This window comes from Kribbella sp. WER1, from assembly GCF_054189145.1.
The window spans coordinates 4,246,069-4,260,861 of the sequence record NZ_CM135186.1; the positions used below are offsets into that span (position 1 = coordinate 4,246,069).

General features: G+C 68.6%; 4 protein-coding genes. 2 read left to right on the forward strand and 2 right to left on the reverse strand.

Annotation, left to right across the window (positions count from 1 at the left end; translation table 11 throughout):
• Positions 1 to 65: 65 nt before the first annotated feature.
• Entirely contained in the window at positions 66 to 2,558 is a 2,493-nt protein-coding gene (locus ACXJJ3_RS20435) for a right-handed parallel beta-helix repeat-containing protein (protein WP_458171798.1), read from the reverse strand.
• Complete coding sequence (locus ACXJJ3_RS20440; protein ID WP_458171799.1) at positions 2,555 to 13,198, reverse strand: actin cross-linking domain-containing toxin; 10,644 nt, start codon at positions 13,196 to 13,198, stop codon at positions 2,555 to 2,557. Before ACXJJ3_RS20440 ends, ACXJJ3_RS20435 begins: the two co-directional genes overlap by 4 nt.
• Before the next feature lie 132 nt (positions 13,199 to 13,330).
• Here ACXJJ3_RS20440 and ACXJJ3_RS20445 point away from each other — a divergent pair, with 132 nt between their 5' ends.
• Positions 13,331 to 14,233: a hypothetical protein gene (locus tag ACXJJ3_RS20445; RefSeq protein WP_458171800.1), complete on the forward strand. Its 903-nt coding sequence runs from the start codon at positions 13,331 to 13,333 to the stop codon at positions 14,231 to 14,233.
• Positions 14,234 to 14,247: 14 nt separating this feature from the next.
• Positions 14,248 to 14,556 carry a hypothetical protein gene (locus ACXJJ3_RS20450; protein WP_137255555.1) on the forward strand — a complete coding sequence of 103 codons (309 nt, stop codon included), beginning with the start codon at positions 14,248 to 14,250 and terminating at the stop codon, positions 14,554 to 14,556.
• Positions 14,557 to 14,793: the final 237 nt, after the last annotated feature.

The window sequence follows — 14,793 nt, forward strand, 5'->3', positions numbered from 1 at the left end:
AGCGATCTACCGCGAACTGTCACCACTTCGCACGATAATTGCTGTGAAAATCTCATTCCATGATGTTAAGAGCTCGCCGGGATGTCGGCTGACTCGAGGGAGACGAGTTGGTCGGGGGTGGGGGCGGTCAGTTCGGAGAGGCGGTGGGCCTGGCGTTCGGTCATGGCCTGGAAGATTTGGCGGGCGGAGCGGCCGTTGCCGAAGCCTTCGCCGCGGGGCAGGCGTTCGAAGAGGTCGGTGAGGGCGGTGCGGGCGTCGGGGGTGACCTCGTACTGGTGGCCGCGGGCCTGGTGTTCGACGATCGCGACGAGTTCGGCCGCCGTGTAGTCCTCGAACATCAGGGTGCGGGTGAAGCGGGAGGACAGGCCGGGGTTGGAGCCGATGAAGCGGCCCATGTCGTTGACGTAGCCGGCCACGATGACGACGAGGTCGTCGCGGTGGTCTTCCATCAGTTTCACCAGCGTGGCAATGGCTTCCGCGCCGAAGTCGTTGCCGATGCCAACGGGTGACAGCGAGTACGCCTCGTCGATGAACAGCACGCCGCCGAGCGCCTGGTTCACGGCCGCGGTGGTCTTCGGCCCGGTGTGGCCGACGTACTCGCCGACGAGTGCGGTGCGGTCGACCTCGACCAGGTGGCCCTTCCGGAGCAGGCCGAGGGCCTTGAGCACGCGCCCGTACACCCGGGCGACCGTCGTCTTGCCGGTACCGGGGTTGCCCGCGAACACCAGGTGCCGCGACAGCGGTGGCGCCGGCAGCCCGGCCTCCTGCCGCATCCGAACCGTCTGCATGAGCTTCACCATCGACTGAACGTCGCGCTTCACCCGGTCCAGGCCGACCTGCTCGTCGAGCTCCGCGAGCACGTCCTCCAGCGTCTCGTCGTCCGGCGGCATGCTCTCGTCGAGCCCCGCGACGGTCGCTACGACCGCCGGTGCACTCGCGGCGACGGCCGGCGTCGGGGCGACCATCGGTACGCCGTCCACCGTGCAGTCCTCGAACGTCGGCCGCGCGCCGTCCTCCTGCCCGACCGCGTCCACGCAGTCCCGGATCCGCAGGTGCTGGAACACCGGCGCCGCCGCCTTGCTGAGATGCAGCGCCGGGTACTTCGTCCCGTTCACGTCGCAGTCGGCGTACTTCCCGGCCGCCCGCTCCGCGAGGTAGATCCCGTTCTTCGCGACCCCGGCGACCCGCAACCCCCGCACCGTCGGCGACGCCGACGCCCAGACGACGAGCCCGGACCCACCGCAGTCCTCGATCGCGGACCCGGAGACCTCGGCCGCCGCGCCGGTCCCGACGACGATCCCGGCCGCCTTCGACCCGCTCACCCGGACCGCGTCGACCGTCGACAGCCCGGCGCCGGCCAACTCGATCGCGGTGCCGCCCGTCCCGCTCACCGACGACCCGCGCAGCCCGGTCGCCGCGCTCGACTCCAGGTGTACGCCGGTGCCGCCGCCGCTGACCCGGCAGTCCGCAGCCTCCAGGGTCGCCCCGTCGACAACCGACAACCCGGTCAGCCCGACGTCGGTGATCCCGCAGCGCGTCAGCTCGACCCGCGACGACGCGGTCGCGTGGACGCCGTGCTCGGCCCCCTCGCGCACCGTGCAGTCCGTCAGCCGCGCCACCGCCGCACCGGTCAGGTGAACGGCGCTGTACACGGACCGGTCGAACCGGCTGCCCGTGACCGTCGCGGTCGCGGAATCCGAGACCAGCAATGCGTTCGCGCCCGCGTCCGCGACCGTGCAGTCCGACGCCGTCAGGTCCGCCTGGTCCTGCGCGACCAGGCCGCTGGCCCGCGCGTTCCGCACGCGGCAGTCGGTCAGCTGCACCTTCGCCGTACCGGCCGCGTGGACCCCCGGCCCGCCGGCCTGGTCGATCCGTACGTCGGTCAGCGCCGCCGTCGACCCGTCCTCCAGCAGTACGCCGGTCATCCCGGTCTGCCGGACGACGCCGTCGGTGGCCTCCAGGCGGCTCGCCCCGCGCAGCCGGAACCCGTACCCGGAGGTCGCGGTCAGCCGCAGCCGGGAGGCCTCCAGAAACGCGTTGCCGGACAGCACCACGCCGATCCCGTCGATGGTGTCGACGACCGAGTCCTCGACCTTCGCCCGGACCCGGCCGGACAGGTGCAGCGCCGCGAGCCGGCCCTTCTCGATCCGGGACCCGCGCAGCATCAGCGTGGTCACGCCGTACCCGGTGAGGTCCGAGGACCCGGCGGACTCGTTGCCGCGGGCATGGATCCGGCCGCCGGTGACCGTACAGTCGTCGAGCAGCAGCCCGGCGCCGGGCGCCACCCCGACGGCCGGTACGTCGCCGCCCGCGGACCGGATCACCAGCCCGCGCAGCGAACACTCCAGCCCTTCGGCGATCACGGCCGGCTCCCCCGGTACGCCGACCAGCTCGACGGTGCCCTCGGCAACGATCGCGACCGAGCGGTCCAGCCGGAGCGGCTCGGCGTACTCCCCGGCGCCGACCACGATCACGTCGCCGGGCGCCGCGGCCCGCAACGCGTCGGTGATCCGGCGGTAGCCGCCCCGGCCGCGCGGGGTCACGTAGCGGTTCGTCACAGTGTCCCTCCAAGAGCCGGCGGAACTTGATACCACACCGGGTTGATCGACGCCCGGATCGCCGGGGTCAGGAAGGCCCCGCCGATCCCCTTCTCGAACAACCGGAACGGCATCGTCAGCACGATCTCCGCGAGTCCACCCTTCTGGTAGAACCGGCCGACCGCGAAGTTCCCGCCGAGCAGTTTGGCCAAGCCGGCGCTGTTCGCGATCGCGTATCCGGTCAGGACCGCGATCCCGCCTTCGCCGACCGCCTGCCAGCCGGACAGCTTGACCGTCTTGCCGTCGGCGTTCGGGACGCCGAAGATCGCCGCGTTCATGGCGCCGTTCACGAAGCCGGTGATCGGCAGCAACAGCATGTTCAGGCTGTAGTCGAACGTGCCACCGCGCCAGCGGATCGGGCTGGTGTTGCCGGCCCACTCCACACCCCAGGTGGCGTCGTTGTTGTTCGGCCGCTTGGTGACGAACTTGCCGCCGTCGACGTTGCCCATGCTCTGCTTCAGGTTCCGCAGCGAGCCGCCGAGCTTGGTCTCGGTGAGCGCCGCGCCGGCCACCGACTTCAGCGTCGCGCCGACGGCCGCGTTCATCAGCGCCTTCAACGCGTCGTTCCCGGTGAACGGCTTGTTCTGCGCCTCCGCGACGATGCCCGCGATCATCAGGCTGGCCGCGTAGTCCAGGAAGAACTCGGTACCGACCTGCAGCAGCACCTTCTGGGTGAGCAGCCGCGAGAACGGCGTGTAGTTCGCCTCCCGGAACACGTTCCCGCCTGGCGTCAGCGTCGTGTCGGCCAGCGTCCAGTCGGACTGCATCAACCACGGCTGCCGCTGCGCGTCGCCGATCCGGGTGTTCCAGCCGCGGTACTCCGTCATCGCGCCGCGGAAGTCGAACTCGTTGCCGGTCAGCGTCAGCTTGCCGTCCCGCATCTCGAACACGAGCCCGTTGTCGGACCGCTCCCCGATCACCGTGCCGTGCTCGTCGTACAGCTTCCACTGGCCGTGGATCTTGTCGGTCTCGAGGTAGTTGTCGCCGGATTTCACCCGCTCCCGGACGACCTTGTCGACGTCGAACTCCTTCCACTGCCGCAGGTCGGTCTGCCCGTTGTCCAGCGTGTACTCGCGGACCCGGACCGGCCGCCCGTCGCCGATGTGCGTCGGCGTCTCGCGGACGAGCTGCGGCGGGACCTGCCCGTTCTGCGGCAGGCTGTCCCGGAAGTGCTGCGAACCGGCCGTCCAGTTCCCCTGCCAGTTGCCGTGGGCATCGAGCCACTGCCGGTCCAGCCGGGTGCTGCCGACGACCTCCTGGCCGGTCTTGTCGAACTCCGCGACCTTCCAGTGGTTGCCGTCCTGCCACGCCTCGACGAAGCGCCGCTCGTCCAGCATGTGCCGGTCTCGGACCAGGTCGTCGCCGTGGAAGTCGCGGAACGAGTTGTCCCAGCTGATCCCTTCGTCCGACGAGCCCTTGAAGTGGAACCGGTCGCCCTCCCGGCCGGGGATCGGTACACCGTTGTGGTCGAGCTCCTGCCAACGCCAGCGCTCGGAGTCGGCGGCCCCGTTGGCGACGACGTACCGGTGGTTCCCGCCGACCGGCGCCGGGGTCTGGTGGGAGCTGCCGACCAGATTGCCGTGGGCGTCCCGCTGGACCCAGATGTTGCGGTCGGCCGGCCGCTGGTACTCGCGGACCACGCCGCCCGGCCTGCTCTCCCGGACGACGGTCCAGCCCTGGAGACCGTCGACCTCGGCGACGTCCCGCCAGCCGTTGTTGTTGTCGAAGACCCGCCAGCCGTTCAGGTCGCCTGCGGTCCACGGGGTCGTCGAGGTCGGATGCGCGGTGCCCGGCGCGGTCGCCTGGTCGCCGACCTTCAGCTCGGTCCCGTCGTGCAGCTTGCCCTTCGAGCGGACGAACTCGCCGTTCAGGTTCACGTCGACGATCGACTCGTCGGTCCCGACGTACCGGATGCCGCGTTCGCCGGTGATGCCGTCGCCGGAGGTGTTCCAGCGGAAGATCTGGAACCGGTTGTCGCCGGAGATGTGCGCGACGCTGCCGGTGGTCGGCGGGTTGTCGAGGAAGTTCTTCCGGACCCACACCGGCGGGCGCTGGTCGCCCTGACGGACGGTCTTCAGCAGCGCGCCGCTGTCCAGCAGCTCGCCCTTGCCGACCGACTTCAGCTGCGGCGACTGCACCTCGAACTCGCCCGACCGGGTCGGGTGGCCGTCGCCGGCGGTGAGCTTGAATTCCTGGTACTGCCGGGCGGTGTCCGGGCCGTGCCAGGTGCCCCACTTCTGCTGGGCGACCCGGGTGACCTCGTTGCCGTTCTCCAGCACCTTGACGCTGTCGGTCCAGCCCTCGCCGATCGCCTCCAGCGTCCGGTTGCCCTCGGCAACGTGGACGCCGTTCGCGTCGTAGCGGTGCCAGGTCCAGTTCCGGCCGTCCTTGATCGCCAGCACGTGGCCGGTGATCTCCTTGTCCGCCTTGCCCAGCGGCGTCGGCTGCTCGGCGATCGGGTTCGCGTACTTCTGCAGGCCCTGCTGGTAGTCGCGCACCGCGTTGCCGTGGTGGTCGTAGTCGCGCCACGCCGATCCGCCGGTGCTGAAGTGCCGCTTGCCCCAGTTCGTCAGCGCGCCGTTCGCGTCGTACGTCGCCCACGTCGTGCGGCGGTCGAAGTACCCGTAGCCGAGGGTGTCGGTCTTACGGAACGTGTCCAGGACCGTGCCGTCCGGCAGCCAGCGGCGTTCGAAGACCTCGACCTGTTTCGCGGTCGTGCTCTGCAGCCGGATCCGGCCGTTGTCCAGGCCGACGATGTCGACGGTGCCGTGCTGGAAGTTGCCGGTGCCGTCGAGGTTCGCGGTGTCCACCCGGCGCCAGGTGTTGTCGGTGCGGTTCACGACGTACGTGAACTCGGTCGGGCGGCCGTTGCGGACCACCGGGAAGCCCTGCTCGGTCAGGTGGCCGTCGCGGGAGAACACGTGGAACTCGCCGTTCCGTGGGCTGCCCGGGACATTGACCTCCAGCCGTACGCCGCCGTGCTGGTCGATCGTGACCCGGTGCGGGGTCGGGACCGGGGCGCCGGCGCGGTCGGTCAGCGTGACCACGCCGTTCTGGTCGCGGGTGACTCGGGTGGTGCCGATGCCGAGGCCGTGCCCGTCGAGGTCGGTGACCTCCCGCAGTACGCCGCCCTGCAGGTCGAAGACGTCGTGCCCGCCGGCCCGGGTGACCGTGATCTCGCCGGCCGCGCCGTTGAAGGTGACCGTGCGGCCTGGGATCGGCTGGTAGTTGGCGTCCAGACGTTGCGCGCCGGTCGGGGTGATCTCCAGGAAACCGTGTTCGCCGGGCAGGTTGACGGCGTGTCCGTCCGCCTGGAACCCGCCGTCCGGGTCGTACGCGCGGTAGTTGCCACCGTCAACGACCCGGTAGCCGCCGCCCTGGATGTGCTCGACGGTCCGGCCGGCGCCGACCGGGTCGTGCAGCGTCAGGCGGTTGTTGACGTCGTGGATGACGACCTGCTGGTTGCCGAGCGGGATCTGCCGATCGAGGTAGCCGCCCGCGTCGTCGAAGGTACGCGCGATCCCGTTCGCCTCGGTGACCCGGAAACCGCCGCCGTCGAGGGCCGTAACCCGGCCGGGAAGTTGCGCGCCGGCGTTGTCGACGAGTATCGGATCCATGCCGTGGGCCCGATACAGGAAGGTCTGGCCGGCGTACGCCGGATCCGCGACCTGGAGTCCGGTCCCACGGTGGATGCCGGACCGGTCGAACCACCGGACATCCCGGAAAGCGTTGTCGGAAACCCGGAAATTCCCGTTTCCGAGGCGCTCCACCTGTGCGGTCGGAACCGCCGTACCGTGCACGTCGGTCACGTGGATCCCGCCGGCACCGTTCGGCTCGGTGAAGAGGTTCGCGTGCGGGTCGAACGGGTCCCGGAGTACGACGCCGTCGCCGACGTGGCCGCCGTCCGCGCCGTACCGGGCCACCTGTCCGTGCGGACCGACCGTCCGGAATCCGCCGTCCGGCAACTGGTGCACATGGGTGTTCGGGATCGGTGTGCCGTGCTGGTCGACCAGCCTGGTCCCGCCGGGGAGGTTCTCGGTGAACCGCGTGCCCTGCGGGTGATTCAGCCGGATGCCGTCGCCGCGCAGTACGCCGTTGCCGTCGTACAGCTGGGTGCGACCGTCCGGGCCGGTGAGCCGGAAACCGTTGTCGCCGAAGTCGTCGAGCGTGAGGTTGTGCGCGTTCGGGCCGGTGACGTGCGGCGTGCCGCCCTCCGGCCGGATCACCACGTGCTGGTCGAACGCGCCACCCAGCGCGTGCTGCTGGACCGGCGGCAGCTGCACGGTCCTGACGATCACCGGTTCCTGGCCGCCCAGGACCTGGTCCCACGCCTGCGGGTACTTCGTCATCATCCACTCGGCCTTCTGCTGGACCGTGGACATGGTGACGATGCGCTGGTCGGTCTTGGTCGCATGGTCCGGGAACTTCTCCCGGAACCATCCGGCGAAGTCGCCCCGGTTGTCGGTGTGGCCGACGGCGCCGTTGATGTGCTGGACCGCCGCGCGGCGGCCCGGGCCGAGATCGGCCAGCAGATCGGTGATCGAGGCGGTCGGCAGCTTCTGCGTCGGGACCAGGTGCTTCAGTCCGTCCGGTACGGTGCGGAACTCGAACAGCAGGGCCTTCTCGCCGCCGATCACCGCGTCGTTGATGCCGTGACCGGCGACCTCGCCGCCGCCCAGGATGTACAGCTTCGACTCGCGCCAGATCGTGCCGTCGCCGATCTCCGGCATCTCCCGGAGCAGCTTCAGCGTCGCCGCCTTGTCCACGTCGGACAGGCCCTCGAGGACGATGTTCGGCCGGGTGCGGGGCAGCACCGCCCAGTCGTTCTTCACCACCGGGTCGGTGAGGCTGTGGAACGGCGACGCCCCCGGGTGGGCGCCGATCGGGATGCCGTGCTTGTCGACCTGCTTCGCGGTGAAGCTGATGATCGACTTCAGGTAGGTGTACGCCGACGCGACCGCCTCGGGGTTGTCCAGGGCGGCGTGGTCGAGGTTGCGGACGGCGTCGTCGGTACGGAACCCGTCGTGGTACCAGGGGTTCTGGCGGAGCAGCTTCAACTCGTCGGTGGTGGCGAACTCGGTGGCCTTCACGCCGACGGTCAGCTGCTGGCCGCCGAGCGGCATCGTGACCGAGCCGAGGTCGTCGAGCTGCATCCCGCTGCCGCCGCCGATCACGTGCCTGCCGTTCGTGATCTCCAGGCGGAAGCGTCCGTCCGGGCTGGTGATCGACTCCATCGCCTGGTGGTTGGCGGTGTTCAGACGACCCTTGAAGGTGTCGAGCAGGAACTGGGTGGCGTCGTCGCGCAGCGCGATCCCCGCCTGGTCGCCGACACGGGACGGGTAGTTGACGAGCTCGACGGTGTGCGTCGTCCAGTTGCCGCCGCGGGCCGCGGGCAGGTCGCCCGGGTTGCGGTAGATCCCGTTGCTCATGTCCTTGGTGACCATCACCAGCGACTCGTCGGTCTCCACGTTCTTCACGAACGCGAACACCCGGTGCGACCCCTCCGGCATCGCGACCACGAACCCGCCGAGCTCGCTCTCGGTCCCGAACGACGCGCTGTCGAACTTCTTCCCGAACTCCGGAGCCACCACCCGCTGCGGCCGCGGCACCGGCGTCCCATGCCCCGCTCCCGGCGGCACCGGCGCATGCCCAGCAGCCACAGGCGGCGGAGGCGGCACCAAGTGCCCGGCCAGAGGCGGCGGGGGCGGTACGAGATGCCCGGCACCAGGAGGCGGCGGCACCATGTGCCCCGCCAACGGCGGAGGCGGTGGCGGTGGCGGCGGCGCCCCATGCGCCCCCGGCTCCGGCACCGCACCGTGTGCGCTCGGCCCAGCCGGCCCTCCGTGCATCCCAGGCGGGGGTGTGAGGGTGATGTCCTCGACGTCCAGGGTGGTTCGGCCGTCCATGCCGCCGACCAGGCGGGGCCGGTCCTTGAGGGACTGGTCCAGGAGGTTGCGCAGCTGCGTCTGGATGTCGGCGACCGACAGACCGGGATACTTGGTTTCGAACGTCGTCTTCGCCTGGTTGAGGTTCTCCTGCGCCTTCCACAGGTTGATGAACTTCTTGGCCCCGACCGGAGGCCCGTCCGACGGACCGTCGGCACGATGCCCGTACAGCCGTACGTCGTGGATCGCCGCGTCGACCTGCGCCTGCGCGCGCTGCACGTGCACGAAGTCGTCCATCTTCGCGCCGGCCATCGCGTCCGTGTCCCCGGGACCCCGGAACACCTCGAAGCGGGCCGCGAAGTCGTCATCCCACGCCTGCGCGATCCCCTTGCCCTTGCCGGGCACCTGATCCCACGACGACGGCTTCGGCATCCCGGCGAACGCGTCGTTGTTGTGCAGCACGTTCCCGCGCAGATCGGTCGCCAGGTTCGAGAACTGCTGCCCGCTCCACGTCTTGTCGAACTTGTTCGCCCCGTCCGCGGTCCAGATCACCCGCACCGAATCGTCCTGCGGATTCCGCAGTACCGAGATCGTCAGCTCGTCCGTCGACCCCGGCTTCGTCACGTGCACCGTGTGCGACAGGCCGTCCACACTCGTGGTCGCCCGGGTACTCACGTCCGAGAGCCCTTCGAACCCGCGCAACCCCGGCGTCTCGAACGACTTCACGAAGTCCCCGAACGCCGACTCCGACGAGATCCCCGGCCACTTCGCGGTGATCACCTCGTCGAACTTCGACGCCGGGATCGGCTCGGCCTTGACCGGGATGATCCGGTGCCCGTTCTCGATGACGTCCGGTCCGGTCCGCCGGAACGTGGCCGGCCCGAGCGTGATCTCCCACTGGTCCTGGTTCCACGCCCGCGCCTCACCGCCACCCGGGTGGTACCCCTCCGGGTACGACATCGCCAGCTTGCTGTGGTTCGGCGGTACGTCGACCTTGAACACGACCCGATTCGAGTCGACGCCGTTCTTCGCCCACTCGTCCTGGAACTTCAGCGTGCTGGACGTCGAGATCGGCAGCCGCTCGACGAACTCGTCGGCCTGTGCGCTGACCGGGTCCATCGACACCCCGCGGTACACGGTGATGTGCTCGGTCGCGCCCTTGAACTGCAGGTCCTTCGCGACCGCGTCGAAGTTCTTCACCTTCGTGACCAGCGTCCCGTCGGCCAGGGCGGACGGGTTCACATACCCGCCGAACCCGCGCTTGGACGTGAACGACCCGCCCATCACGTCCTTCATCAGGTTCTCGACCGCCTTGGTGCCGACCGCCTCGGTGAGGTGCGTCCGGGAGAGGTCGACCTGCGCGTTCCACCGGGCCAGATCGTCACCGGCGAGGTGCGGCGGCGGTACCGGCCGCACCATGTCGCCGGTGGCCGTCGTACCGATCCCGTGGAAGGAGCCGTCCCGGTTGTACTGCATCGGCCCGTGCGGCGATGCGACCACCAGGCCGTCCTCGGTGACCTTCACCGAGTACTTGCCGTCGGCAATGCCACTGTCGAGATTCCCGAGCTTGCCCTCCAGCGACACCGGCTTGCCGTCGAAATGCCCACCGTGCAACGAGAACGACTCGCCCACATGATTGGCGCGACCACCGAATCCGAGGCTGTACGTCCACGTGTGCGATCCATCGGAGATGGTCAGCGTCTTACCGACCACCGTGGACGTGAAGTCGTCCGCCCCCGGCCCGTGGACATGCACCTGCGCACCGTTGACGTCGAACTTCAGGCCGGCGTGCCCGGGTACGTCGTACGTCATCGTCCGCGCACCGCCGAGCAGCCGCGGCCGGACGCTCAGCGACTCCGTCGTCAGGTCGTCGAGCTGCTTCTGCAGACCGTCGACGCCGATCCCGTGCTTTCCCTCGAACGCGTGCTTGGCCAGGTCGAGGTCGTGCTGCGCGCCGTGCAGGTCGATGTGCACCTGTTCGCCGACCGACGGCGCGTTCGACGGCCCGTCCACCCGGTCGCCGTGGATCGCGACGTTCTCGTGCGCGAGGTCGAGGTTGCGCTGGGCCTGCTGGACGCCGGTGAAGTCGTCCATCTTCGCGTTGACCGCGGCGTCGGTGTCGCCCGGCTTGCGGAACACGCCGGCCTTCGCGGCCAGGTCGCTGTTCCAGGCCGCGTTCAGCGACTGGTTCTCCAGTTTGCCGTTCGCGTTGTAGTGCCAGGACATCCCGTCCTTGCCCAGCACGTGGACGCCGCCGGTGTCGAGCGCGCGGATCGTGACCTGGTCCGGGAGCGCGCTGCCGTCCAGGTTGGTGATCCGGAACTCACCGTCCGGCTGCTTGATCAGCACGCGGTCGTCGATGCGGGCGAGCCCGTCGCCCTTGGTCAGCCGTACGCCGTGATCGATGACGACGCCGTTCGGGTCGAAGCGGGTCGTCAGACCGTTCGAGGTGTCGGTGAACCGCAGGCCGCCGCCGTTCAGCGGGTCGAGCCGCCCGTTCGGGCCGCCACCGTGCAGGTTGAACTGGGTGACACCGCCTTCGAACCGCTCGACCTTGACCACGATGCCCGGGTGGTCCGGCAGCCCATTCAGCGGGATCTCGCTCTTACCCGGGCTGAACGTGTGCGGCGTGACCTGCTGCTGCAGCGGTACGTCGGTCTTCGGCACGTTCACCGGCTGCACATGGGCGGTCGGCGGAGTCGCGACGTTCTGTACCCCGGTGAACGTCGGCGTCTCGGTCCGGAGGTTGACCGGGCTGACCATCTTGAGGTCCGCCGGCCCGCCGGTGACCAGGTCCAGCGCGGCGTTCACGCGTTCCACGGCCGGCGGGCTGACCACGTGACCGCCGTTCGTCGCGGCCGGCGTCGGCGGCCGGGTCAGCTCGTCGAGCGAGAGCCGCAGGTGGTTCGCCTGGAAGCCGTGCGACACGCCCTCGTTGATCGAGGTGGTGATGTGCGGCGAGATGGAGGTCGTGGTGTTGTTCCGGAGGCTGGAGTTGACCAGGTCACCGATGCTCGTCGAGTGCGGCGTGGACACATGCAGCGCGGAGACATTCGTGACCGGCGGCGTCACGTTCATGCCGCCGTTGAGATGGGTCAGCGACGTCGAGGTGGTGGGGATCTGCACGTTCCCCGTCACCCCGTTGACGCCGTGGATGCTGTTCACCGCGGGCTGCCCGATGTTCGCCGACGGGATGTTCGTGGTCAGGTTCGTACCGGCCGTCGACGGCACGTGGACGCCGCCGGGGGTGACCACCGTCTCCATGTTGACGCCGTGCCCGAGGTTGGTGTTCATCGGCGGCAGGTGCAGGTCCTCGAACGCCTTGCCGGCGGTGATCCCGGACTCGGTCGCGAAGCCGAACTGGTTGATCTTGACGTCCGGCTTCAGCGGCGGCGGCGCGACCATCTCCTGGAAGAACACCTTCGCGTTCTCCAGGAACGTCAGCTTCGGGGTGTTGATCGGTACGGCGCTGATCGTGTGGCCGAGCGCGCTCACCATCGGCAGGCCGAACACGTGCTGCCCGGCGAGACCACGCCCGAACACGCCGACCTTCAACGCCTGCGTGAACGCCTTGAAGTCCGTCATACCGAGCGCCTTGAAGGCCCGGATCTCGTCCGCCGCGACGGGCAGGAACAACCGGGTCCACTGCAGCCCGCCGAAGTGCGCGGAGATGAACTGCTTGCTGCCGGTCCAGACCGTGCCGAGACCCTTGCCGACGGCACTGAACCCGCGGACGATCGTGGCCGGCAGCTGCGTGAACGCCGTACCGAACTTGCCCAGCGCCCCGAGGGTGATCGAGCCGAAGTTCGCGCCGAAGTTGCCGACCGAGACGGTGAAGTTGCGGATGTTCGAGGCAACGAACAGGCCGGTCTCCCGGATCGAGAGGGTGACCAGCATCGGCATCCCCTTCAGCCCGGTCATCATCTTGAACAGGAAGTCCTTGCTGAAGATGGTCCGGAAGCTGCTGGCGAGTCCCTTGGCGCCGGCGCTGATGCCCTTCGCGATGCCCTTGATGATGCTGAAGATCGGCAGCGCCTTGGTGGTCGGCGCGATCAGCCCGAGGCCGGCCAGGAACAGGTCGAGGAACGACGCGTCACCCTTCGCGACGTCGACGATGGTCTTGATGAACAGCGCCAGGTTGACGCCGAGCGCGAGCAGCGCGATCGGACCGCCGAAGATCAGCGCCGGGATGATCAGGATGATCGCCAGCCACTTGAACGCCTCCCAGAACGCCTCGCAGGAGGAGATCGGCAACTGGATGTCGGAGACCCCGTTGATCTTCCCGGCGTACGTCGAGGCCTGGTCGGACTGGTCCCGCCCGGCCTGCTCGGCGATGCCCTTCTGGGTGTCCCGGTCCGGGTCGTCCTCCTTCAGCCCGCGGCCGGCCGCCAGCGCAGCATCAGCCTTGCGCTGCTGCTCCTCGACCACCCCACGCCAGTCGCGCAGCGCCTGCGCCGAGGTCTCGAACGCGTTCGCCACGTCCTCGACATGCCCGCGCAACCGGTCGTCCACCTTGCCGCGCAACGCGTCCGCGGCCTGACCGACGAACACGCTGTCGTTGTTGGTGTTCATCACCGACTGGATGGCGTTGAAGATGTCCCGCGCCTTGCCGCCGAGCTTCTGCAGCACCTCGGCCAGCTGCCCGATCGTCTCCGGCTCCCCGGGAGTCGGGTCGCCACCGAGTCCGATCGCGTCCCAGTCGCTCGGCCGTGGCATCCACCCTCCCTGGTGATCCGGTCCTCCGTACTGACCACGCAGTACCCCGGTCCCGGGTTCAGATCGAAATGAACCCGGGCGTGGACTGCGGCGTGGTCTGGGTGGAGCCGTCGTGTTCGAGGAGGCATCGCTGTGCCGGACAAGCTGAAGATGAACTACAACCTGCTGAACGACGCCAAGCGCAACCTGGAAGACCTGGCGAACAACATCGAGCCGACGCTGAACGACAGCCTGTTCAGCACGCTGGCCGGGCAGGACAGTTCGAGCGTTCTCGGCAGCAGCGACATCGATCTCGCGATCACCGACCTGCACACGAACGCGCAGGGCACGATGACGAAAGCCGAGAAGGGGCTGAAGGAGCTGGCCAACTCGTTCGGGTCGGTCGGCGAGGCGTTCCTGCAGTTCGACGCCGAGATCGCGCAGGGCATGAACGTGACCAACAGCAACCTGGCGCTGTCGAACTGGCAGCGGCAGAAGGACCAGTGGGACTACTACCAGTCCCACAAGAGCGAGTGCGAGAACCTCCCGGCCGGCCAGAAGGCGCCGGACTTCTGCAGCGCCACCGACCCCGGGCAGCAGCCGCTCGACCAGACCATCACGACCGACCGCGGCAACATCCACACCCACCTGACCCTGGACGACAAGGGCAACGTGGTGAAGGAGGAGACCACGGTCACGTACGACGGCAAGACGTACACGTCGACGTCGTCGTACAGCGACGACAAGCACCACGTGATCACCGACAGCACGTATCCGGACGGCAGCACCGTGCACGACGACACGCACCTGAAGGACGACGGCAGCAGTACGACGACCACGACCAGCACGGACTCCGACGGCAAGAAGGACACCAGCGACGTGTCGCTGAGCGCCGACGGCAGCGGGACGAAGCACGCAACCAACAGCGACGGCAGCGTCCACGACTACACCCGCGGGCCGGACAACTCCGACGGCACCTCGGCCGACTGGGTCGAGACCCAGGACAGCATCGACCGGAACACCCCGGACGACACCTACATCCCGGTTACCTACTGAAAGGCAGCGCAGTCATGGCGTACGACGGCATCAACCTCGAGTACGGCAAGATCACCGAGGTCGCCAACCTCCTGCACAACGCCCACGAACAGATCGTCCCGCTCATCGTCAACCTGCGCAACAAGGTCAACCACCTGGTCGAGGACGGCCTGGTCTTCAAGCAGTCCAGCGAGGTCATCCGCAACACCTACAACCAGTTCGACACCAGCCTGAACCTGGCCGTCAAGGGCATCGAAGACTTCAAGGAAATGTTCAACAGCATCATGAAGAACGCCGAAGACTTCGACAAGGGCATCAGCGACAGCCTCAACCAAAAGAAATAAGAGATTACAAAGAAAAGAAGAGATATAGAGTGGTGGCCGGGTCTCGCGGCCGCTTCCACCGAGTCGTGGCGAACGGCTCGCACCTGATCGTCGAGTCGTGGATTATGGCTGGTTTCTGGCGCCTCTTCTCACGACTCGGCGCAGGGGGTGCGAGCCGTTTGCCACGACTCGGCAGACACTCAGGCAAACCTCCGGCTGACCACTGAAGCCAGCCACCACTCCAAATCTCTTCTTTCT